The sequence below is a fragment of the Pandoraea sp. NPDC087047 genome (assembly GCF_044745225.1).
GTDB lineage: Bacteria > Pseudomonadota > Gammaproteobacteria > Burkholderiales > Burkholderiaceae > Pandoraea.
Map to the genome: position 1 here is coordinate 47,611 of NZ_JBIUZU010000003.1, position 22,390 is coordinate 70,000.

At 64.8% G+C, this 22,390-nt stretch carries 22 protein-coding genes; 11 read left to right on the top strand and 11 right to left on the bottom strand.

Annotation, left to right across the window (positions count from 1 at the left end):
- Positions 1–89: 89 nt before the first annotated feature.
- The gene (locus ACIPHM_RS05730; RefSeq protein WP_400325423.1) at positions 90–1,163 is read right to left on the bottom strand and encodes a homocysteine S-methyltransferase family protein; all 1,074 of its coding nucleotides are present in this window, start codon (positions 1,161–1,163) and stop codon (positions 90–92) included.
- A 134-nt stretch (positions 1,164–1,297) separates the two neighbouring features.
- Between ACIPHM_RS05730 and ACIPHM_RS05735 the strand changes: the two genes are divergently transcribed.
- Entirely contained in the window at positions 1,298–1,690 is a 393-nt protein-coding gene (locus ACIPHM_RS05735; protein WP_400325425.1) for a rhodanese-like domain-containing protein, read from the top strand.
- Positions 1,691–1,841: 151 nt separating this feature from the next.
- On the opposite strand, the gene ACIPHM_RS05740 is transcribed toward ACIPHM_RS05735, so the two are convergent.
- The 4 genes from ACIPHM_RS05740 to ACIPHM_RS05755 all read right to left on the bottom strand — a co-directional run bounded on the left by ACIPHM_RS05740 (position 1,842) and on the right by ACIPHM_RS05755 (position 5,576).
- The gene (locus ACIPHM_RS05740) at positions 1,842–2,099 is read right to left on the bottom strand and encodes a DUF3567 domain-containing protein (protein ID WP_150679837.1); all 258 of its coding nucleotides are present in this window, start codon (positions 2,097–2,099) and stop codon (positions 1,842–1,844) included.
- A 185-nt stretch (positions 2,100–2,284) separates the two neighbouring features.
- Positions 2,285–3,079, bottom strand: coding sequence for an alpha/beta fold hydrolase (locus ACIPHM_RS05745; protein ID WP_400325427.1), 795 nt, complete (start codon positions 3,077–3,079; stop codon positions 2,285–2,287).
- Between the two features lie 224 nt (positions 3,080–3,303).
- Positions 3,304–4,467, bottom strand: coding sequence for a DUF3108 domain-containing protein (locus ACIPHM_RS05750; RefSeq protein WP_400325429.1), 1,164 nt, complete (start codon positions 4,465–4,467; stop codon positions 3,304–3,306).
- 236 nt (positions 4,468–4,703) lie between these two features.
- On the bottom strand, positions 4,704–5,576 hold the full coding sequence (locus ACIPHM_RS05755; RefSeq protein ID WP_400325431.1) for an IclR family transcriptional regulator: 873 nt from the start codon (positions 5,574–5,576) through the stop codon (positions 4,704–4,706).
- Between the two features lie 209 nt (positions 5,577–5,785).
- On the opposite strand from ACIPHM_RS05755, the gene ACIPHM_RS05760 reads away from it, so the two are divergent.
- The 6 genes from ACIPHM_RS05760 to ACIPHM_RS05785 all read left to right on the top strand — a co-directional run bounded on the left by ACIPHM_RS05760 (position 5,786) and on the right by ACIPHM_RS05785 (position 12,631).
- Positions 5,786–6,772: a fumarylacetoacetate hydrolase family protein gene (locus ACIPHM_RS05760; protein ID WP_400325433.1), complete on the top strand. Its 987-nt coding sequence runs from the start codon at positions 5,786–5,788 to the stop codon at positions 6,770–6,772.
- 341 nt (positions 6,773–7,113) lie between these two features.
- Positions 7,114–8,265 (top strand): ABC transporter substrate-binding protein, encoded by a 1,152-nt coding sequence (locus tag ACIPHM_RS05765; protein ID WP_400325435.1) that lies wholly within the window; start codon positions 7,114–7,116, stop codon positions 8,263–8,265.
- A 160-nt stretch (positions 8,266–8,425) separates the two neighbouring features.
- A complete protein-coding gene (locus tag ACIPHM_RS05770; RefSeq protein ID WP_400325436.1) occupies positions 8,426–9,247 on the top strand; it encodes an enoyl-CoA hydratase/isomerase family protein in 822 nt (273 codons plus the stop codon).
- A 146-nt stretch (positions 9,248–9,393) separates the two neighbouring features.
- A complete protein-coding gene (locus tag ACIPHM_RS05775) occupies positions 9,394–10,344 on the top strand; it encodes a PhaM family polyhydroxyalkanoate granule multifunctional regulatory protein (RefSeq protein WP_400325437.1) in 951 nt (316 codons plus the stop codon).
- Positions 10,345–10,443: 99 nt separating this feature from the next.
- A complete protein-coding gene (locus tag ACIPHM_RS05780; protein ID WP_400325439.1) occupies positions 10,444–11,733 on the top strand; it encodes a patatin-like phospholipase family protein in 1,290 nt (429 codons plus the stop codon).
- A gap of 46 nt (positions 11,734–11,779) precedes the next feature.
- Positions 11,780–12,631 carry an AraC family transcriptional regulator gene (locus tag ACIPHM_RS05785; protein ID WP_400325440.1) on the top strand — a complete coding sequence of 284 codons (852 nt, stop codon included), beginning with the start codon at positions 11,780–11,782 and terminating at the stop codon, positions 12,629–12,631.
- A 51-nt stretch (positions 12,632–12,682) separates the two neighbouring features.
- Here ACIPHM_RS05785 and ACIPHM_RS05790 read toward each other — a convergent pair whose 3' ends face one another.
- The 3 genes from ACIPHM_RS05790 to ACIPHM_RS05800 form a co-directional block, all read right to left on the bottom strand.
- Positions 12,683–13,279: a LysE family translocator gene (locus tag ACIPHM_RS05790; protein ID WP_400325441.1), complete on the bottom strand. Its 597-nt coding sequence runs from the start codon at positions 13,277–13,279 to the stop codon at positions 12,683–12,685.
- Positions 13,280–13,415: 136 nt separating this feature from the next.
- A complete protein-coding gene (locus ACIPHM_RS05795) occupies positions 13,416–13,853 on the bottom strand; it encodes a nuclear transport factor 2 family protein (RefSeq protein WP_400325443.1) in 438 nt (145 codons plus the stop codon).
- A gap of 24 nt (positions 13,854–13,877) precedes the next feature.
- Positions 13,878–14,465, bottom strand: a complete 588-nt coding sequence (locus ACIPHM_RS05800; RefSeq protein ID WP_400325445.1) for a chalcone isomerase family protein — start codon at positions 14,463–14,465, stop codon at positions 13,878–13,880.
- Positions 14,466–15,179: 714 nt separating this feature from the next.
- On the opposite strand from ACIPHM_RS05800, the gene ACIPHM_RS05805 reads away from it, so the two are divergent.
- The 3 genes from ACIPHM_RS05805 (at position 15,180) to ACIPHM_RS05815 (ending at position 17,758) form a co-directional block, all read left to right on the top strand.
- The gene (locus ACIPHM_RS05805) at positions 15,180–16,046 is read left to right on the top strand and encodes a ferritin-like domain-containing protein (protein ID WP_400326510.1); all 867 of its coding nucleotides are present in this window, start codon (positions 15,180–15,182) and stop codon (positions 16,044–16,046) included.
- A 204-nt stretch (positions 16,047–16,250) separates the two neighbouring features.
- Positions 16,251–16,754: a D-glycero-beta-D-manno-heptose 1-phosphate adenylyltransferase gene (gene rfaE2, locus ACIPHM_RS05810; RefSeq protein WP_400325447.1), complete on the top strand. Its 504-nt coding sequence runs from the start codon at positions 16,251–16,253 to the stop codon at positions 16,752–16,754.
- Positions 16,751–17,758 (top strand): asparaginase, encoded by a 1,008-nt coding sequence (locus ACIPHM_RS05815; protein WP_400325449.1) that lies wholly within the window; start codon positions 16,751–16,753, stop codon positions 17,756–17,758. Before rfaE2 ends, ACIPHM_RS05815 begins: the two co-directional genes overlap by 4 nt.
- Before the next feature lie 166 nt (positions 17,759–17,924).
- On the opposite strand, the gene ACIPHM_RS05820 is transcribed toward ACIPHM_RS05815, so the two are convergent.
- Genes ACIPHM_RS05820 through ACIPHM_RS05830 form a run of 3 tightly spaced genes read right to left on the bottom strand, consistent with a single transcriptional unit; the run spans position 17,925 to position 20,999 of the window.
- Positions 17,925–18,788, bottom strand: coding sequence for an SPOR domain-containing protein (locus tag ACIPHM_RS05820; protein ID WP_400325451.1), 864 nt, complete (start codon positions 18,786–18,788; stop codon positions 17,925–17,927).
- A gap of 1 nt (position 18,789) precedes the next feature.
- The gene (locus tag ACIPHM_RS05825; protein ID WP_400325454.1) at positions 18,790–19,908 is read right to left on the bottom strand and encodes a type III pantothenate kinase; all 1,119 of its coding nucleotides are present in this window, start codon (positions 19,906–19,908) and stop codon (positions 18,790–18,792) included.
- Entirely contained in the window at positions 19,905–20,999 is a 1,095-nt protein-coding gene (locus ACIPHM_RS05830; RefSeq protein ID WP_400325455.1) for a biotin--[acetyl-CoA-carboxylase] ligase, read from the bottom strand. Before ACIPHM_RS05830 ends, ACIPHM_RS05825 begins: the two co-directional genes overlap by 4 nt.
- Before the next feature lie 217 nt (positions 21,000–21,216).
- Between ACIPHM_RS05830 and ACIPHM_RS05835 the strand changes: the two genes are divergently transcribed.
- Positions 21,217–22,338 carry an MlaE family ABC transporter permease gene (locus tag ACIPHM_RS05835; protein WP_400325458.1) on the top strand — a complete coding sequence of 374 codons (1,122 nt, stop codon included), beginning with the start codon at positions 21,217–21,219 and terminating at the stop codon, positions 22,336–22,338.
- Positions 22,339–22,390 lie beyond the last annotated feature (52 nt).

A 22,390-nucleotide genomic window follows, 5' to 3' on the forward strand; every position in this document is an offset into this window, starting at 1 on the left:
CCGCGTGGGCGATAGCTTGAGTGTCGCGTTGGCGCGCCGGGCATCTTGCAATCAGTCTTGTCGTGTTCGTACGCGGGACGCAACGCAGATTACGCGTCGGCGTCCTCGGCGTTGCGATATTGCGACGGCCAGCGGCGCGGCTTCACATCGGCGAGCACCTTGGCAATCTCGGCGATGTGGTCCGGCGTGGTGCCGCAGCAGCCGCCCGCCAGATTCACCAGCCCGGCCTGTGCGAATTCCTTGAGCAGGCCGGACGTCACGTCAGGCGTCTCGTCGAAGCCCGTGTCGCTCATCGGGTTGGGCAGGCCGGCGTTCGGGTAGACCGACACATAGGTGTTGCACAGCTTGGCCAGCTCGGCGATGTACGGACGCATGAGCGTCGCCCCAAGGGCGCAGTTCAGGCCGAACGTGAGCGGGCGGGCGTGACGCAGCGAGTTCCAGAACGCCTCGACCGTCTGGCCGGACAGAATGCGCCCGGAGGCGTCCGTCACCGTGCCGGAGATCATGATCGGCAGGATTTCGCCGGTGTCTTCGAACAGTTCGTCGATGGCGAAGAGCGCGGCCTTAGCGTTGAGTGTGTCGAAGATGGTCTCAACGAGGAACAGGTCCACGCCGCCTTCCATCAGCGATTTGGCCTGCGCATAGTAGGCGTCGCGCAGTTGGTCGAAGTCGACGTTGCGTGCACCGGGATCGTTCACGTCCGGGCTGATGCTCGCGGTCTTGGGCGTCGGGCCGATGGCGCCGGCGGCGAAGCGCGGCTTCTCCGGCGTGCTGAACGCCTCACAGGCCTCGCGTGCCAGACGCGCCGACTCGCGGTTCATCTCGTCGGCCAGATCTTCCATGTGATAGTCGCCCTGCGCGATCGTCGTCGCCCCGAACGTGTTCGTCTCGAGGATATCGGCGCCCGCGGCCAGGTACTGGCGGTGGATTTCGCCGATGACGTCCGGCCGGGTGAGCGAGAGCAACTCGTTGTTGCCTTTCACGTCGTACGGGAAGTCGGCGAAACGCTCGCCTCGGTACTGGGCTTCGTTCAGCTTGTACTGCTGGATCATCGTCCCCATGGCGCCGTCAAGGATCAGAATGCGCTGCGCCAGCAGCGCAGGCAGTGCCTGCGCTCGCGTGTATTTCAATGCGTTTGCGGCGGGTGGGGTTGCGGTTGTCATGACGGACGTCGCCCTGGAGTGGCCGGAAAACCTATAATTGTAATGGTTTTCGCGCATCCCGCCTGCGCGCAACGGCCTGGTAGGCCGCGCCGACGGGTCGTTTCCCCTGACTTTGCCCATTTTCCGCCGACGATATGGAATTCCTGCTCCCGAGCGATGCTCACAAGTTCCTGCAAGCCAATGCCAATGCCCTGTTCGTCGACTGCCGCAGCGAAATGGAGCATTTGTTCGTCGGACATCCGGTCGGTGCCATTCTCGTGGCATGGAACGACGGCCCCGACTGGGAAATCAATCCCCACTTCGTGCAGCGCGTGCGCAAGCTGGCGGGCGCCGGGGGCGAGCGGCCGGTCATGCTGATCTGCCGCAGCGGCAATCGCAGCACGGCGGCCGGTGAAGCGCTCGAAGCGGCGGGCTTTCGCAACGTCTACGGGGTGTTGCACGGCTTCGAAGGGGATCTGAACGAGACCCATCACCGCAACGCCGTGAATGGCTGGCGTTTCGACGGCCTGCCGTGGCAGCAGTGCTGAGCGGGACGGCGGCTGCCGCCAAGGCCTGACATCGCGTCAGGCGTTCCAGGCGCTTTGGCGCTTGCACCATGAAAAAACCCTCGCCATGGCGAGGGTTTTTCGTTGGGTCTTGCCGCGTGGGCAGTGACGTCAATCCGACGTCATCGGGACATCAGTGGAGCACGACCGGGTTCGTCATGAAGGTATCGAACTGACCGAGGAATTCGTCGACTTCGTCCTCGGACGGTTCGCTGGCGATGAGCTTCTGCACTTCTTCACGGAATTGCCGGGCAAGCGAGCCATCGAGAAAAATCTCGCGGCCAGCGGTTTTGTCCACGATTTCATAGCCACCGGCGGACAGCGAGTGATTGCCGTTATCGGCGGCAAACTCAACGACACAGTAATTCGGGCTGTTGTAAATCATGAGCATGGCAACTCTCCTGGTGTTCCTGCATGGTCCTTGATAACCCACATAGGGGCGACGCGGCGCGATTTCAAGAGGCATAGCCCCATGATTCGCTTATCGGCACACCGGCTGACGAATTCAATGGTTTTGGCCCTCCCTGGGAATCAAAGATCCCGCTTCAAGTCCCGCAAGTCCATCTTTCGCAGGTTTCAGACGTTAGAGGCGGCCCCCAGCAAAAATGTTGCAAGGGCATTCGTTACGAACTGTTTCTGCTCGACGATCGACAGATGCGCGGCGTCGGGCACGATCTCCAACCGGGCGCCCGCAATGCCGCTGGCGATGCCCTGGGCCACCGCAGGTGGCGTGGAGGGATCGTTCTCTCCGACGAGCACCAGCGTCGGCGCTTCGATTTCGGACAATCTTGTTCGCACATCGAACGACGCCAACGCCTCGCAGGCCGCGGCAAAGCCCTCGGGGTCCGCGCGAGCGACCAGGGCGCGAATGCGTTCCGCCGTCTCGGGGTGACGTTTGCGAAAGCGCTCACCCAACCAGCGTTCGAGCGTGCCTTTCGCGAGTTCCTTCATGCCGTGCTCGCGTGCCGTCGCCGCGCGCGAGAGAAAGACCTTTGCGTCGGCGTTGTCGTAACCGGCGGTGGTGTCGATCAGCGTCAGGCTGGCGATGCGCTCCGGGGCGTCCAGCGCCACTTGTTGCGCGACGGCACCCCCCATCGAAATGCCGACGAAATGAGTATGCGCAATTTCCAGCGAACTGAGCAGGGCGGTCGCGTCGGCGGCCAGTTGCGCGATGGAGTAGGGACCGCGCGTGATCTCGCTCTGGCCGTGACCGCGGCTGTCGTATCGGAGTACCCGAAAATGGGCCGTCAGATCGGGTAACAGGTCGTCCCAGACGCTAAGGTCCGCACCCAGCGGATGCGCTAGCGTCAACCACGGACCGTGGCCATCCACCGCGTAATGAATCGATGCTCCGTTGGCGCTGACTTTCATGGTGAGCGGCCCCCTAGTTTCGTCGATGCGTTGCGATGTGGTGTCGATGGGCGTCGATGCATTGGGACGATTCTGATTATGTCAGGAACATCGGATTCGTGCAGTGCCAATCGTAGTAGTGGGGCAACACTTCGCCGTCCAGCCGCATGGGGCCTGTATCGCTCGAAATTCGAATGAATCGGGTCAGGGGCGCGCGAGACGCAAAAGCGGCGCTGCGCACCGGCTCACGGTGCCGATTTCTGCGTGAAGATCAGCTCGAACTCGTTGCCGGACGGCTCCGTCTGCTTCACGCGCACCGGCAGCCAGTCGAGCGCGGGCGCGAGCCAGATGTCCACCCGCCGCTCGTCGCCCGTCTTGCGCGGCAGGCGGGTGAAGTGGCGAGTCTCGAGGTAGCCCTGCGGCGTCTTCATGGTTTCACTGCCGACGTACTGCACCGGCCACACTTCGCTGCTGTCCGTGTCGACCACGGTGAATTCATGCGTGACCCCGACTTTCGTATAGCGCTCGGGGTTGCCTCTCGCGTAGCTCGCCAACTGCATCATCACGCTGAACCGGTCCTGGGCGCCGGGGGCGAGCGGCACGGACTGGCCCGAGCGCGAGAAATGCAGCGTGGGTGTGCCGTCGCGATGGAAATCGGTGATGTATTCGGCGCGGCGTCCACGCTTTTCCACATAGCGGGACGGGGCGATGCCGTTGGCGTCATAGCCGCCTTCGCTGATGAACTCGAACGTCCCGAAAAAGAGGATCGGCACGGCGACGCGCAACTGGTAGTGCCCGTTGTCGTTCACCCAATGCAGCTCCCCGGTCTGGTTGCGCACGCCGTTCATGAGCGCGTCGTAGGTCAGGGTGACGGATGGCGGCGGATCGAACTTGTCGCCGTTGGCGGCGGCTGCCGTGAGCGGCACACCCGGCGCTGCTGCGGCGGCCGATGCGGCCGCACCGGGCGTGTCCCCGGCGCCCGCGACCGTCTCCGATGCGGCCAGCGGCCCGGGTGCGTCGGTGGTCTCGGGGGCGGCGAGTGTATCCGGCGGCGCTGGCGGTGCGCGCTTCGCCACACGCGGTTTGGGTTTCGGGACGGGGGGCGCTGGCGGCGTCGGCGGTGCAATCGGCTTTAGCGGGATCAACGTGATCGGAATACTGGGAATCGGCGTGTCGTCCAGCGTCGTGCGATGGCCGGCGACCCACAGGGCGATCAGCACATGCACCGCGAACACCGCGGCCAGTATGGCGATCCATAGCCCCCAGCGCCTGCCCGGCTCGGTCGGCCGGGGCGGCTCGGCAAATTTCGTCGCAGCAGCATTCGGCGCATCCGGCACGGTGGGTGCGTCATGCGTGTTTTGCGCGCTTGCTGCATTCGCCGCTTCCGGTGCCTGCGGTGCGCTAGGCACTGGCGGCGTGTCGGAGGCGGCTCGGCGAGGGGGACTGGGAGGGCGTGAAGACACGAGAATCGACCGATCGGGACGTCAGGGCGTCAGGATCTCATATTGCGACGAACTCGATTCGACAACGCCCGCGCAAGGGCGTTCCGGAAGCGCCGGAAGCACCGAACGAGCGAGCCGGCGCGATTCACGATCTCGCGGGCTCATGGTTCGCCCGCGGCCTCCCTGTCCTCCCGTTCACCGCTTTACGTCGGCCCGTCGGGCGCATGCGCGTGGCCGAGATCGGCCGACAGCGTCTGGGCGAGCGTGCGCAGCGCTGTATCGATCGGTCCGCCCCAGCGCGCGTCGAAGCGGCTTTCCGGGCCAAGCGCCATGAGGCCCATGACGAGCTGTCCCGTCGCATCGAACACCGGCATGCAGAACGCGTTGACCGATGGCAGCACCGTGCCTTCGACGCGCGCGGCCCGGTGCGCGCGCACATCGTCGAGCACGGCTTCGTACTGCTCGCGCGTGGCGGGCAGATGATGTCGCGACGCGTGTTGCAGCGCCGCGAGTGCGGCATCGATGAGCGGCGCGGTCTGACGGTGCGGCAGATAAGCGGCGAAGAGGCGTCCGGCGGCCGATTCGAGCATCGGCATGACGTCGCCCAACCGCAGCGGCACGCGCATCGGGAAGGTGGAGTCGAGCCAGTGCACGACGGTCGGCCCCTGATTGCCCCAGACGGCCAGCCCCACGGTCTGGTCGATGGCGTCGCGCAGTTCGGACATGGCGAAGCGCGCGGCCTTGAAGGCGTCGATACGCGCGAGATGCGCGAGCCCCATGCGCAGCGTGAACGGGCCGAGGTCGTAACGTCCGCTCACGGGGTCCTGAACGATGAGTCCCAGGCGCTGAAAGCTCACGAGATAACGATGCGCCTTGGCGGGGTTCATGCCCGCGGCGTGCGCCAGGTCGCGCAGCATCATGGCGTTCGAGGCCTCGGTCAGCACCTCGATCAGCCGGAAGCCCACTTCGATGGACTGGATGCCCGAACGGGTCTTTTCCTCGTCGGGCGCGGGAGTGTTGCCGTCGCTATCGCGATCGTTGTGAGCGTTTTCGCTATCGAGTTCAGGCGCTGTCATGTGTCTCTTTCGTTGTTGTTATGGCCGCTTGCGATTGCGCCGATGCCGTCTCGCTGCCGTCTCGCTATTGCCTCGCGCGCCTGCCGCTGCACGCCGGCGCGTCGGGCCATCGGCGCCGGGGCGATGCCCTCGGTTAGAATCGTCGGCTTCAAGCGCCATTCTATCGGGCCTGAACGCTCAGGCCTGAAACCGCCCGCAGACTCCATCACATGAAACTCGCTACCCGTAAGGACGGCACCCGCGACGGCCAGTTGATCGTCGTGTCGCGCGATCTGTCCACCGCCTGCATCGCCGACGCCGTCGCCCCCACGCTGCAACGTGTGCTCGACGACTGGACGTTCTACGCGCCCCAACTGCATTCGCTCTACACCGAACTCAATCACGGCCGCGCGCGCAACACCTTCGCGTTCGACCCCGAGGCGTGCATGGCGCCGCTGCCGCGTGCGTACCAGTGGGCCGACGGCTCGGCGTACGTGAACCACGTCGAACTGGTGCGCAAGGCCCGCGGTGCCGAAATGCCGCCCGAATTCTGGACCGATCCGCTCATGTATCAGGGCGGCAGCGACGACTTCATCGGGCCTACGGACGACATCGTCTGCGCATCGGAAGCCTTCGGTATCGACTTCGAGGCCGAGATCGCCGTGGTGACGTCGGACGTGCCGATGGGCGCGAGCCCGGCGCGTGCGCGCGAAGGCGTGCGTCTGCTGATGCTGGTCAACGACGTGAGCCTGCGTCACCTGATCCCGGCGGAGCTGGCCAAGGGGTTCGGCTTCTTCCAGAGCAAGCCGGCGAGCGCCTTCTCGCCGGTGGCCGTCACCCCCGACGAACTGGGCGACGCCTGGCGCGACGGCCGCGTGCACCGCCCGCTAACGGTGAAGTGGAACGACAAGAAGTTCGGCGCCCCCGAATGCGGCGAAGACATGGTGTTCGACTTCGGCCAGTTGGTCGCGCACGTCTGCAAGACGCGTAACGCGCGTGCCGGCACCATCGTCGGCTCGGGCACGATCTCGAACAAGGACCGCAGCCGCGGCAGCGCGTGCATTGCCGAGAAGCGCATGCTGGAGACCATCGAGAAGGGGGCGCCGCAGACCGAATTCATGCGTTACGGCGACCGTGTGCGTATCGAGATGTTCGACGCGCAGGGCAAAACGATTTTCGGCGCCATCGATCAGGCGGTCGCGCCGCTGGACGAGTAAAGCGTCAACGCTTCACCATCGCGTCCACAGCGTACCAATACGGCACCCACACCGCGCCAACGCCGCCCCCGCAACAGCCGACCCGCCGGACGGGAAAAGTGAAGTGGCGCGAACGCCATAGCCGACGGGGCGTTGCGGGGTGTCGGACGTCACGTCCATAGGGTGAACCCGGATATGGCGGGCAATTCCGGGTCCGCTATTCTTTGTCTCCTTGAGTCGGTTCGCATCCCTACCGGGTTTGCGCACCGGCGCTAACTTTCGCCGGCGCGGCGCGAGGTGCCCGTCCCGGGACGCCCGCGTTAGAGAACACCACCAGCGCAGGCCAGACCAGGAGATTTTCCATGCGAAACCCCGTGCGCACTGCCCTGCTGGGTGCGATGTTGCTGGCGCTGGCCGGCGGCGCTGCCGCTCAGGTCAAGATTGGCGTGAGCATCTCGCTCACCGGTCCCGCCGCTTCGCTCGGCATTCCCGCGCGCGACACCGTTGCCATGCTGCCGACGGAAATCGGCGGACAGAAGGTCGATTACATCGTGCTCGACGACGCGTCGGACACCACCACCGCCGTTCAGAACACCAAGAAGCTCATCTCCGAGAACCACGTCGACGCCATCATCGGCTCGTCGATCACGCCGAACACGCTGGCGATGCTCGACGTGATCGCCGCCGGCACCACGCCGACGATCTCGCTCGCCTCGTCCGCGCGCATCATCGAGCCGGTCGACGCCAAGCGCTACTGGATGTTCAAGACCCCGCAGACCGATGCGCAGATGGCGTCCGCCATTGCCGAGCACGCGAGCCGTCACGGGGTGAAGACGATGGCCTTCATCGGCCAGGGCGACGCGCTGGGTGAAGCCTTCTACGAGGAAGTCGCCAAATTCGCCGGGCTGCACAAGATCAAGATGGTCGCGAGCGAGCGCTTCGCACGCACCGACCCGAGCGTGACCGGCCAGATCCTGAAGATCATGGCGCAGAACCCCGATGCGGTCGTCGTGGGCGCTGCGGGTACCCCGGCCGCGCTGCCGCCGAAGGCGCTGGCCGAGCGGGGCTACAAGGGCCTCGTTTATCACAACCACGGCGTGGGCAATAACGACTTCCTGCGCGTATGCGGCAAGGACTGCAACAACACGTATCTGCCGGCAAGCCCGGTGCTCGTGGCGGCGCAACTCCCGAACGATCATCCGGCCAAGGCCGTGGCGCTCGACTACATCAAGAAGTTCGATGCGAAGTACGGCCCGGGCAAAGTGGCCGCCTTCGGTTCGTACGCATGGGACGCCGGTATCCTGCTCCAACGCGCGATTCCGATCGCGCTGAAGACAGCCAAGCCGGGCACGCCGGAATTCCGCAAGGCGCTGCGCGACGCGCTGGAGTCGAGCAAGGATGTTCACGTGTCGAATGGCGTGATCAACATGAGCCCCACCGATCACCTCGGCCTCGATCAGCGCGCGCGCGTGATGGTCAAGATCGACAACGGCAAGTGGGTGATCGCCCAGTAATTGCATGGAGGTTGCCCGGATGTGGCCTTGATGGCACCTTGACGTGAGGTGCGTCGCGCGGCGGACATCGATCTGTTGACCGTCGGCGGTGCTGGCTTTGGCCGGTGCCGCTGTTTTCCGTCCCCGCCTGTGCGGGGATATTTTTTTGGAGCGGTAAGCCATGTCGCAAGACCCGTATCAACACTACCAGTCGCTGCAATTTAAGCGGCATCCGAACGGCGTGCTCGAACTCGTCATGGGCGCAGGGGCGAACAAGAGCGGTCTGTCGACGGCGGACCATCGCATGCATCAGGAACTGGCCGACGTGTGGCGCGACATCGACCGCGACAACGAAACGCGCGCGGTCGTCATCCGAGGCGAAGGCAAAGGGTTTTCCGGCGGCGGGGATCTCTCGCTCGTGGAAGACATGGCCGACGACTTCGCCGTGCGCGCCCGCGTGTGGCGCGAAGCGCGCGACCTCGTCTACAACGTGATCAATTGCAGCAAGCCCATCGTCTCCGCGATGCACGGCCCAGCCGTCGGCGCGGGTCTCGTCGCAGGCCTGCTCGCGGACATCTCGATTGCCGCGAAGACCGCGCGCATCATCGACGGTCATACGCGTCTGGGCGTGGCGGCAGGAGATCACGCCGCCATCGTCTGGCCGCTGTTGTGCGGTATGGCGAAGGCGAAGTATTACCTGTTGCTGTGCGAGCCGGTGTCGGGCGAGGAAGCCGAGCGCATCGGCCTCGTGTCGCTCGCGGTCGACGAGGCGGACTTGCTGCCCAAGGCGTTCGAGGTGGCCGACAAGCTCGCGCGCGGTTCGAGCACGGCGATTCGCTGGACGAAGTACGCGCTCAACAACTGGCTGCGCAGTGCGGGGCCGTCGTTCGATGCGTCGCTGGCGCTCGAATTCATGGGGTTCGCCGGACCGGACGTGCGCGAAGGCATTGCATCGCTGCGCGAGCGCCGTGCGCCGGACTTCGGCGGCGATGCGCCTTTCTGACGCGTCTTCCCCACGCGGCTTGTTTTGACACACCTGCGGCGCAAGCTCGGCGTATGATCGATAGCCATACGCCCTGTGCGCCGGGCGTGCCGGGCTTGCGGCTTGGTTGGCAGGCCGTCCGTCCCCGACTGTGACTGGAGACTGTAATGAGCGATTCGACGAGTGCCATGCCTAACGGCTTCGACATTCTCAAGAAGATGTGGGAAGCGTTCAGCCCCCCCGCGACCTTCACCTCGCCGCTCACGCAATTGATGCAGAGCGCCGCGCCGTTGCTCGATCCCGATGAAATCGAGAATCGCATCGCCGAGATGCGCGCTGTCGAGCAGTGGCTCACGCTCAATCTGAATGTGCTGCGCTCGACGATTCAGGCCTTCGAAGTGCAGCGCGCCACTTACGCGACGCTGCGTGCCTTCGGCACCGGGAGCTTCGGGGCTGCGGGTGGGGCGGGTACGGCCACATCCAGCGCGGCCGACGATGCCGGTGTGGGCAGCTTCTGGCGTTCGCCGTTTGCCGCAGCGGAACCGGCACAGGACGTTGAACCCGAGCCGCAGGCGAGTGCGCCGGAACCCGAACCTGCACCGGCGCCGGAAGGTGCCGCGCAGGGTGAAGCGCAAGCGGCGGCAGGCGCGGATGCGTCCGCTTCGCCGTTTGCCCAGGCCGGCGGCGCTTATGGTGCGCTGGACCCGTCGATGTGGTTCAACGCGATGCGCTCGCAGTTCGATCAGATTGCCGCCGCTGCGCAGGCCGCGGGGGCGTCTGCGGCACAGATGACGGGCGCCGCAGCGGCGCAGATGTCCGAAGCGGCGGCCAAGGCAACCCAAGCGACAACCCAGGCGGCGCAGGCCGCATCGTCTTCCGGCAAGGCACCGGGCAAGACATCGGGCACGACGGCCAAGCGTGCTGCGGGCAGCGCCAAAACCGCAGGCAAGACCGCCGCGAAGCGTGCCCCGGCCAGCAAAAAGACGCCTGCGAAATCGGCAGCCGCCAAGACGTCCGCCAGGACATCGGCAAAAGCGGGCACGGATGGCAAGGCCCCCGCGAAGGCTGCTGGCGCGACCATAGGCAGCAAGGGCAAGCAAGCGGCCTGGAAGTGGTAGCAGGTCGCGCGGGCGATGGCGCTCGCCTGCTCGCGCGACCGAAAGGCCGAGAACGATAACGAGAGAAACAACGAGAGCAAAGGCAGGAGGAGGCCCCCGATGATTTCAGGCGAACGCACCGGTCTCGTCCTGATGGGCGGTGGCGCACGCGCCGCGTATCAGGTGGGCGTGCTCGCGGCGATTGCCGCGATTCAGCGCGAGGTTCTGCCCTCGCGGCGAGCCATTCCTTTCCCGGTTGTCTGCGGTACCTCGGCCGGCGCGATCAACGCCGCGGCGCTCGCGTCGCATGCCGACGATTTCCAGCACGGCGTAATGAAGCTCGACGCCGTCTGGCGGCAGTTCCACGCCGGGCAGGTGTTCCGCGCCGACTCGCTGGGCATGGCGGGCACCGGGGCACGCTGGCTCGCCGCCCTCTCGCTGGGCTGGGCCTTGCGCCGTTCGCCGCGCTCGCTGTTCGACTGGTCGCCGCTTGCCGGCATGCTGCGTCAGGCCATTCGTCTCGACCGGCTGCCGGACGTCTTCGCCAGCGGGGCGCTCGAAGCCCTCTCCGTGACGGCGCTGTCGTACTCGTCGGGCAAACACGTGACGTTCTATCAAAGCGCGGAGCCGATTCAGGCGTGGAAGCGTTCGCTGCGACTGGCGCGTGCGGTGCCGCTGACGGTCGAGCACCTGCTGGCGTCGAGCGCGATTCCGTTTCTCTTCCCGGCCATCGAGCTCGATCTCGACGGACAGTCCGAGTATTTCGGGGACGGTTCGATGCGGCAGATCGCGCCGCTCAGTCCGCCGATTCATTTGGGCGCGACGCGTATTCTCATCATCGGCGCCTCGCACGGACAGTACGGACTCGACAGCAGCGGCGAGCGCATTGGGGGATATCCGAGTCTTGCGCAGATCGGCGGACAGGCGCTCGCGAGCGTGTTCATCGACGGATTGTCCGCCGACCTGGAGCGTTTGCAGCACATCAACAACGTGCTGCGATATGTGCCCGAGGCGCAGCGCGAATCGAGCGGCTGGCGTCCCATCGACACGCTGCTGATCTCCCCCAGTCAACGCCTTGAGCCGATAGCGGCGCGCCATCTGAAACAGTTACCGCGCGCAGTGCGCACCATGCTCGGCGCGATTGGCGCAGATGCCGAGCGCGGCGCGGCGTTCGCGAGTTATCTGTTGTTCGAGTCGTCCTACACGCAGGAACTCATCGCGCTGGGCGAGGCCGATGCCTACGCGCAACGCGACGCGATTGCCGCGTGGCTCGTGGCCGAAGCGGACGGCACCAGCCCGCTCGACGACGTTGAGGCGGGGGCCGTCGGCGGGGCCGAGCCACCGGCGAATTCGCCGCTGTCGATCGATCCTGCGGCCGCGCTCGCCGATGGCGGCAAACCCGCCGCATGAGTTGCTGTCTTCACTATCTTCGCTGCCATCGCTGAATTTCAAGCCAATGTCGAAATCCTCCCGTCCCACCGTCGAGTGTCCGTACCCATCGACATTCTGGCGCGATCCGGCCTTGCCGTTTCTCGAAGCGCGCGAGGTGCTCGACGGGCGTCGCGTGTGCTACGCGCTGCATAGTCACGAGACGTTTTCCATCGGCGCGGTGACGGGCGGACGCAGCACCTATCGGAATGGCCGTGCGCGCGAGACGGTTGGGCGCGGCAGTGTGGTCGTGATGAATCCCGATGCCGTGCATGCCTGCAACCCCATCGGCGACGAGGCGTGGGCCTATCGCATGCTGTTCGTCGACACCGCGTGGCTACGTGATTTGCAGCGCGAGTTGGGTTTCGGGCACGGGCAGGATTTGCATCTTTTCGATCCGATGTCGTCGACCGATCCCGCACTGTACGACGGCCTGAACCGGCTTTATGACGTTTGCACCGATGCGTGGCGCGACGCGCTGGAACGCGAGAGTGTCGTGCAGCAGTTCTTCATCGATGTGCATGAGCGGCTGAACCCTGCGCCCGGGCCGATGCGCGACGATTCGCACAATCTGCGCCGGGCAGCGGATTTCATCCGCGCGCATTGCTGCGAGGCGCTGACGCTCGCGCAGATTTGCGAGTCGGCGGGGCTCTCGGCGTCGTATCTGACGCGTGCGTTTCGCGCGCAATACGGCCTCACGCCGCACGCCTTCCTGATGAATCAGCGGATTCAGTATGCGCGGGCGCGTCTGCGGCGCGGACATGCGATCGCGGAAGTGGCGCTCGATGCGGGCTTCGCCGATCAGGCGCATTTCCAGCGGACCTTCAAACAGTTCCTTGCCGCCACCCCCGGGCACTACCGCGCGCCGCGCATGGCTTGACGATCTGAAGGATGGGTGCGGTGGCGGCGAGCGCCGCGGTGTTGCGTCGTCTCAACCGGTCGCGACGAGGTACATCGCGCTTCCCGCCAGTAGTGCAGCCATCACACGGTTCAGATGCCGCACGCGCTTCGGATCGCGCATATGCTGCCTCAGCATCGCGCCCGCCGCGGCCCAGCACCCGACCGATAACCAGCACACAACGAAGTAGATTGCCGCGAACTGCCAGATGCGCGCAGGATCGCTGCCTACACCGCCTGTAAACGCGCCCGTGCCGGCCAACGCCGCAAGCCACGCCTTCGGATTGAGCCATTGCATGACGGCGCCATGCGACATCGTTGGGCCGCGCGACGTGTCGATATCGCCCAGTTCGCCCGTGTCGACGGCCAGCTTGTACGCCATGTACAGCAGGAACGCGACGCCGAACCACCGGATCGCGTGCATTAGCACGGGCACGCGTTGCAGCAGTTCGTACACGCCGAAGCCGACCGCCACGAGCAACACGACGAAGCCAAGCGTCGCCCCGGTCACGTGGCGCAGGCTCGGCACCAGGCCGTATCGCGCGCCCGAGCCAAGCGCCACGACGTTGACGGGGCCGGGCGTGATGGAAGCGGCCAGCGCGAACGCGGCCATCGAATAGAAAAGTGTCATCGGAATCCTCGGTGCTGGCACGAGCGCGGGTGTGCGTCGAGTGCGAGGTTCCGACTGTAGGCGGGGGCGGGCGCGACGTATTGAAGAAAACTGCCCTTCGGGCCTGGGGAGATGACGCAGGCGGCCGTTCCGAGGCTCAGAGGAAGAGGCGCTGGCGCAGCCAACGTATTATGCGTCCCACAAACGGGAGTTTGAGGTAGATGTCTTCAGTGGCGTCCCAATAATCGCGCTGATAGGCGACACGCCCGTCCACTGCGAGGCGCAGATGCGAGGCGCCGTGAATGACTTGCTCGTCGTCGAGCCAGCGCTTGGCCTGGAAATGCAGATTCCAGACGAGCAGCGCCTGATTGTGTTGCAACAGTTGTGCCGTCACTTCGAAGCGCGGCACTTCGAGGCGCTCGAACATATGCGTGAGCAGCGCGGCGACTTCGGCCGCGCTGCGGACCTCATGCAGCGGTGTCTTCACGTAGGCGTTGGGCGTGTAGAACTCGCCCAGATTCCCGACACTCTGGCGCGTCAGGGTCTCGAAGTAGTGTGTCAGGCGCGTGAGCGCTGCCGCATGATCGATATCCATAGGCACGCCTGTCGGGGCGCGAGTTCAGCGCATGTCGCTGATGAGTTCCGCGCGAAGGTCTGGCGCGCTGGTGCGCGGATCGAGCCATATCGCGAAGAAGGCGCGACCGAATGCGTCGCCTGCAATCTGGCCGATGAGCTTGCCGTCCGAGAAGAAGCGCGTGCCGTCACCCGGCCGGAAGACGCCCGTCAGGTGCTGTCCGGCAGACACGTCGGGCAAAATGCGTGCGAGCTCATCCGCCCAGTGTTGCCGTTCGGCGTCCGTTCCCAGTTGCAGCTTGCTCATCTCAATCAGGCTTCGTTGTACCAGCGTGTGCGACTTGAAGCTGCGCGCGTAACGCACGTCGAGTACCAGCGGGTGCGCACTCCAGTTGGCGTTGATGTGATCGGCGCCGGAGAAGAGCGCGGCGTCGTAGAGATGGAAGCCCATTCGCGTGAAAGAGCCCTGACCGACCAGATGGGCTGCGGGAATCTCCTGCGAGGCCAGTTGCCCGGCGTCGAACGCCAGAGCGCTAGGGGCCACGGCCACCGCCATCAAAAAACAGGCGGTGCGCAACCATGCGGCAAACTCGGGACGATGCGTCCGGTTTGCCCGATGTGCCTGAAGTGCCATGCTCGGCTCCTTATCGGTCAAGGATCCAATCGAGTCGGTAGGCCCGTTGGCGGTGCGCGGCTCGTTCTGCCGGTACACCTGCCTGTCAAACGTGTTGCGTAATCACGACTGAGAACTATCCTCAAAGGGTGGCGCCGAAACCGGAAATGGCCGGGCCGGCGAGCCCCCTTCCAAGGACTGCATCGCAAGTACGGAACGATTGCTTTCAGCGTAGACCATCGGACGCTGCCCGCGCAGGCCCATGGCACAAGGACATACCCTGACGCGCTGCCGTGAAACATCCGTCGAAAGCCTTGGCGGGCAAGGCATTGGCAGTGTGTTGGAGCCTGCCCAGGCGTGAGTGCCGGGAAGCCTATCGCCCCTTGAGCTTAGGGGGTTTGCGTGACAAATTGACCCCCGTCAAAATTACGACGCATTACCGTCATGTGAGTGTCAAACGTCACGGTAATAAAGGGTAATTATGTTATGATTCAAGAGTTTGCCCATATTTTAGTAGGGTCGCTCTAAGCCATATCGCCAGGATGCGGCCGAAAAACAGGCGTTAAATCGCCGTCCTTCTGCGACGGCAGGGTTCAAGACGTGAAGCCGGACGGCGGGGGCCGTCAGCAACACGCTCACCGTTTTGTCTGTCGAAATTCGGCGTAAACTTTCACAATACTATCTTGAGTCCTGGTGTAAGGTCTCGCGACCTTGGGGGTAATTGAAATGACCGAAATGCTGTATCCCGAACTGTACAAGTCGCTGGAGGCAGTGCGTTGGAACATGGAGAAGGACATTCCGTGGGACAAGTTCGACGCGAGCCAACTTACCGACGATCAGGCGCGCACCATCAAGATGAACGCCATCACGGAATGGGCGGCGCTGCCGGCCACCGAGATGTTCCTGCGCGACAATCGTGACGACAGCGATTTTTCCGCTTTCATGAGCGTCTGGTTCTTCGAAGAACAAAAGCATTCGCTCGTGCTCATGGAATACCTGCGTCGCTTCCGCCCGGAGCTCGTACCGACCGAGGCTGAACTGCACGCCGTGCGTTTCCCGTTCGACCCGGCACCGCCGCTCGAAACGCTGATGCTGCACTTTTGCGGCGAAATCCGCCTGAACCACTGGTATCGCCGTGCTGCCGAATGGCACACCGAGCCGGTCATCAAGCACATCTACGAAGTCATCTCGCGCGACGAAGCCCGTCACGGCGGTGCTTACCTGCGCTACATGAAGAAGGCACTGACGAGCTGCGGCGATACGGCGCGTGCTGCGTTTGCGAAGATCGGTGTGTTGATGGCTTCGGCGCGTCGTACCGAAAAGCCGTTGCACCCGACTAACCTGCACGTGAACAAGGATCTGTATCCGAAGGACACGGTTCAGTCGCGTCTGCCGGAGCCGGAATGGCTTGAACACTGGCTCGACGAGCAGATCCGCTTTGACGATAGCTGGGAAAAGAAGGTGGTCGAGCGCATTCTGCACAACATGTCGCTGCTGTTCGAGCGCACGTTTGCGACGGCGCAGGACCTGAATCGCTACCGCAAGGAAGTCACGAGTCGTCTGGCCGCCGTGACGGCACCGGCCGTTGCGACGTCGGCGTAAGTCGACAGGGCGTGTCAGAGATTCGCAGGAAAGGGGCTTCGGCCCCTTTTTTGTTGTTTTGACGACGCGAGGCTCGCGGCGCACTCGTGTGCCATGCATTCGCCGCCCGTGCATTCCATCTGCCGCCCATCGATCCTCCGTGCAGCGTGTCGTGGGACAATAGCGCGCATAGAGCGAATAGCGCGTCCACTCCGATTGATCGTCATGTCATCTTCCCAAGTCATTCCTCCGGCCGATTTCGAGGTCAAGATTCTCTCGCGCGACGCGTTGGCTGCATTGGCGCCGACATTGCCTCGCCCGCTGGTGTTCACCAACGGCGTGTTCGACATCCTGCATCGGGGTCATGTGACCTATCTCGCACAGGCGCGTGCGCTTGGCGCGTGTCTCGTCGTCGGCGTGAATACCGACGCTTCGGTGCGAACGCTTGGTAAAGGCGACGACCGTCCCATCAACAACGAGCATGACCGCGCTGCGCTGCTTGCGGCGCTGCAAAGCGTCGACTACGTGGTGACGTTCGGTGAAACGACGCCCGAGGCGTTGATTGCCGCCGTGCGTCCCGACATTCTCGTCAAGGGGGGCGATTACGACATGGACAAGCTGCCGGAGTCTGCGCTCGTTCGCGGCTGGGGCGGCAAGGCGCTGGCGATTCCGTTCGAACATCAGCGCTCGACGACGTCGCTGCTCAAGAAGGTGCGAGCCCAATCATGAGCCTTGCACCGCTTGTTGAAGTCACGCGTGGCGCGAACGGCGTCGATACGGTCGAGTGCGTGCATTACGGATCGGTCGCCGTCGTCGATGCACAAGGGCGCTTGCGTTATGCCGCAGGCGATCCGTCCTTCCTCACGTTCTCGCGCTCCACGCTCAAGCCGTTTCAGGCACTGCCGTTCGTCGAGGGCGACGGTGTTGCGCATTTCGGGCTGACGCAGCCGGAACTGGCGCTGTTGTGCGCAAGCCATTCCGGTGAATCGTTTCACGTCGAGGGCGTGAAAAGCCTGCTGAACAAAGCGGGTTGCGACGAACATCATCTGCAATGCGGCTGCCATGTGCCGACGTTCTACTCGGCCACCGGAAAGCGGGCGCCGGCCGATCTGAAGCTGACGCCATTGCATCACAACTGTTCGGGCAAACACGCGGGCTTCCTCGCGTATTGCGCGCAGCACGATTTGCCGCTCGACACCTATCTCGATCCGTCGCACCCATTGCAGCAGAAGATTCGCGCGCGCGTGGGCGACGTCGTGGGCGTTGGCGGCGATACGTTGCCGCTGGGTATCGACGGTTGTTCCGCGCCGAACTACGCGCTGCCGCTCGACAAGCTGGCGGCGGCATATGCGCGTCTTGCTGCGAGCGACGATGCGGCACTCGCGACCCTGTTCGCCGCCATGACGCAGCAGCCGGAGATGGTGTCCGGCACCGCACGCAACGACCTCGCCTTCATGCGCATGGCGCCTGCCGACTGGGTGGCGAAGATCGGTGCGGACGGCGTGCAGACCATCGGTGTGCGCTCCGCCGGGCTCGGCATCGCGATCAAGGTGGTCGACGGCAATATGCGAGCCCTCTACACGGCCGCAGTGGCGGTCCTCAAAGCGCTCGGCCTCGTTGATGCGCCCGAGGCCACGGGGCTGGCACCGTGGGTGTCGCCGATCGTGAAGAACGCCCGCGGCACTCAGACGGGCGTCGTGCGTCCCGTGGTGGCGTTAAAGCGCGTTAGCTGATTTCCGCGCGTTGGCCGTGGCAAGGGGCGGCTAAAGATGATTCCGGCGGTGCTGCCGAACGGACGGCACATTGGTACCGCTAATGGCCGCATTACACGGCGCACGACACCGCGACACCGCCACGCCTGCCACTCACGCCGTGTGGACCACTCCATGCGCTGCGACGCTAGTGCACGCCCGCTGGCGGGCTGCCTGTCGGCGCCGGGCAAGTCCGCACCAACTGCGCCGACCATTGCTGCGTGACAACACCACGAACCTGCGTGGCAGCGTTTGCATTGATTCCGGCAATACGGTAAATGATCCGGCTCTTGGCATTCGGCCTCTCGCTCAACTGCGGCGTGATGCTTTTCTTTTGCGCGGCCGCCATCAGGCGCGTCGCCCGGTCCTTATCGTTGAAAAGGCCGAGGGAGACGACGAGCTTGCCGTTGTCGTCGTTCACCAGGAAGTATTCCGTCACGCCTGCCGCGCGTAACTGCGCGACCTGCTTATCGGCGGCGGCTTTGTTGGGTACGGGATCGAGATGCACCCAATATCGCTTGTCGAGCGCGACGGACTGAATGTCGCCCTGACCGGCAGGCAGCGCGGCAAGCAACAGACCCCGGGCCTGCTGCGCGTCGGTGGCCGTGAATGGTCCGATATCGAGGCAGATCGAAGCGGCGACTGCGGCAGCGGCCTGCGACGCCCCGGTGTCGCTCGATACCGCCCCCGGTGTTGCTGCCGCGACGGCCTGGCTGGCTGCCTCCGATATGGCGGCCGATACCGACGATGCGCTTGCGTCATTAGCGTCGCGGAGCACGTCGCTCGCATTGCCCGGTGCCTCTGCGGCGCTCGACGAAGCGCTGACCGGCAACTGACCGCTAATTTCTACGCGCGCGAGGCGGATATGCCCTGGGTCGAGCTGCGTCTTGACGCGCGCCGGTTCGCGACCGGTTTCCGGCAACACATCGCGCCATTTCAGCCAACCGAACTGCGCGGCCGCGAGTGCCGCGTTCGCAGCGAGAAACATGACGAGCAACAACGCACGCAACATCTCAGACTCCTCCTCGTGCATGTCCGGCTTCGCGTGACGCGTCCGCCGATGAATCGGGCGCAGTGGCAATCGCCGCCGCCGGCTCCGCGCTGCGAAGGGCCACTTCGTACAAACCGGCCGGCACGAGTTGATCGTGCTCGGTAAAGCGCAGTGCCAGTGTTTGAGCGAGCGCCTGACGTGCACCGCCGGACAGCACGCATCGCACCGGCGCACCAAGCTGTGCTTCCAGTTGCGCGTGACTGCGCTCGACAAGACCGGCCTGAGCAGCGGCGCATCCGCGCAGAATCGCGTCGGTCGTGCTGCGCGCAAACGCTTGCCCTCCCGGCGGTGTGGCGGCGTCGAGCGTCGGCAACTGTGCGGTGCCTTGCGCGAGCGATTGCAGCATCAGTGCCGGCCCCGGCGCGATCAGTCCGCCGAGATAGTCGCCATCGCTTCTCAGCGCTTCGACGGTGGTGGCGGTGCCCAACGTCACGATCAACAGATGTTCGCCCGGCCACGCCGCGTGCGCGCCGATCAGGCTCGCCCAGCGGTCGCTGCCGAGCTGTGCGGGCGCGTCGTAGCCATTGCGCACGCCCGCGCGCGCTTCGCTGGCGTGCAGGACTTGCAGCCAGTCGGCCGATGCCATGCCCCAAAGCGTTTGCAACGTCATACGTACCGCTTGTTCGGCGGCATCCCCGGCGACATTCGTCAGCCAGACGCCGGCCGGGGCCGGGCAGATAAATCCGTCATCCTGCCCGCCCTGACCGATGGCGAGCGGTGCGGTGTTCGGCGCGAAATGCGCATCGGCTGCGATACCCCCGGCTAGTGTCGACCAGCCCGCGCGGATTTGCGTTGCGAGCGTGCGCCACTGTGCGTGATCTACTGCGCCGCTCGCGAGAAATGACGGCGATGCCGCGCGCCATTGCGCAGGTCGCACGCCCGGTGCCAGCGCCCACTTGATCCGGCTGTTGCCGGCATCGACCAGCAGCCACGGCGCGGCGCCGGCGCTGTCGGGAGCGTTTGCCTCGACGGCGCCATTCGCGACACGGGCATCGATGACGTTCTCAGTGCCCGTGGCCTTGCTGCTGCCGGCCTTGGACGCACTTGCCGATCGCGAGGGTGCCTGCCGGGATGCGGTCATCGGCGAACTCCTGTTGGGTCTGTCGTTCCCGGCGCGGTGGCTGTATCGGACATATCGAACCTATCGGAGGTATTGGACATACCTGCCGAATCTAGCAAGCGCACGGACACTTCCCCGCTCGCGATGACGTGCTCGCCTTGAGTCGTCGCCACTCGCAGGCAACCCTGCGAATCGACGCCGAGTGCCACGCCGTGCAACACATCGCGGCCATGTTCGATCACGCGGATCGATGCCCCGCCGTAGGCGTGCATCGCCTCCCAGTCTTCGCGGAACGCGCCGAAGCGATGTTCGGCAAAGCGTTCAAGCATGGCGGCAAGTCGCTGTACCAGCGCAATGAGCACCGACGACATATCCGGCGCCGCCAATACCGATTCAAGCGCAGCGGGCGGCGTGGCAGGGACAGACGAGGGGGCAGTTGTGGCGAGGGGGGCGGGCGCGGCGGCGCCGGATTCGGGCGGTGTTGCGCTTGCCGCAACGGCCGCGCTGTCGATGCGCTTTGCCACGTCTGCGGCGTGCCGGAGATTGACGCCGATGCCGATCACGACCCCGATGCACCCTGGCCCCGCCGGCACCGTTTCGATCAGAATGCCGGCGAGTTTGCCGCCGCCGAGCAGCACGTCGTTGGGCCACTTGAGTCCGAGTGCGTGCGGTGCCGACAGCGGCAGATTCGATAAACCTTCCACGACTGCAACGCCGGTCGCAAGCGACAATCCGGCCAACTCTGCCGGTCCACCCGGCATAACGTAGGCGAGTGAGAACGTGAGGCTGTCGCCCGGCAAGCTCTGCCATGCCCGGCCGCGCTGGCCGCGACCGGCCGTCTGGCGCATGGCGGCGCGCACGACGGGCGCACACGACGCATCAGCGCGCAAACGTGCGAGAAGGTCGAGATTCGTGGAGCCGGTGGCATCGACGACTTCGATCTGCCAGCCGCGGCAAGCGGCAGCCAGACGCGACCGGACCCGGTCGCCGTCAAGTTGGCGTGCAGGGGAGTCGTGCGATGGCTCGACACCCGCGCGGGACGGGCTTTCGGGCGAACCGGCAGCCGTGGCAGCGAGCGTGGCGTCGAGAGAAGAAGATGCGGCGTTATTCATGGCTGCTATTGTAGCGGCGAGGCCGGTGCCGCGCCGGTCAAAGCTGCGCCAATGCTCACTTTTCGGCATTATCCGAATCCAACGTCGGCCGATTCCGGCAGCTTTTCAGCGTCTGCCGGGTTGCCATCGACAGGTCGCGCCTGTACCGTACAATGACCGCGTTTTGCTGGATTCATGCCGGATTCCGGCGAGACTTGCTGTCAGGAGATCTTCTGTTTTGAACCTCGATGCCGTGCCCACTCTGGAGCTCACCACCTCGGCGCAAGGCCCCGTGGTAATGCTGCGCGGCCTCTGGACAGCGCTGGCTCTCTCGCAGCGCAAGAAGACGTTGCTAGGGCTGGTGCGCGCGTTACCTCAAGGCGAGCTGGCGTGGGATCTCACGTGCGTCGAGCGGTTGGATCACGTGGGTGCACAGGCCTTGTGGCGCTACTGGCAGCGCCAGTACCCCAATCGCATCGCCCTCACGCCGACACAGCGCGCATTGTTCGAGCACCTTGCCGAATTCGACCGTACGCGACAGAGCCCGGTGCCCGCGCGCCGTGTCGATGCCGTCAGCCGATTGGGATATTCGCTGTTCTCGTTGGGCGAGCATTTGCGCGATGGCATCACGATGTTCGGTCGCTTCGTGATCGACCTCGGCCGCGTCGTCCGTCATCCGACACGAGCGCCATGGCTGGAAATGTCCGCGAATATCTACAGCGCAGGTGCCAAGGCGCTTGGCATCACGGCGATGGTCGCGTTCCTGATCGGCATCGTGCTGTCCTATCTGTCTGCCCAGCAACTGAAGTTGTATGGCGCAAGTACGTTTATCGTGAACATTCTGGGGCTCGCGGTGATTCGCGAGCTCGGGCCGGTGCTGTCCGCGATTCTTGTGGCGGGGCGCTCGGGATCGGCGATCACGGCGCAACTCGGCGTCATGCGCGTGACCGAAGAACTCGACGCGATGCGCGTGATGGATATCCCGCACGGATTGCGGCTGGTGCTCCCGAAGGTCATTGCCCTGGCGATTGCGATGCCGCTGCTCGTCATGTGGACGAACATCATCGCGTTGCTTGGCGGCGCGCTCGCGGCCAAGTACGAGCTTGGCATCGGGCTGCATTACTTCTTCACGACGCTGCCCAACGCCGTTCGCATCGCGAACCTGTGGATCGGCCTGGGCAAGGGCATCGTCTTCGGCATGCTGATTGCCCTCGTGGCCTGTCACTTCGGCATGCGCGTCAAGCCGAATACGCAGAGTCTCGGGGAGGGCACAACGCAGTCGGTGGTCACCTCGATTACCGTGGTGATTCTGGCGGACGCCGTCTTCGCGATCCTGTTCCGCAATGTGGGGATTGGCTGATGAGCGAGTCTATTGTGCGCGATGCTTCCAGGGCGCCCGCCGTTTCAGAAAC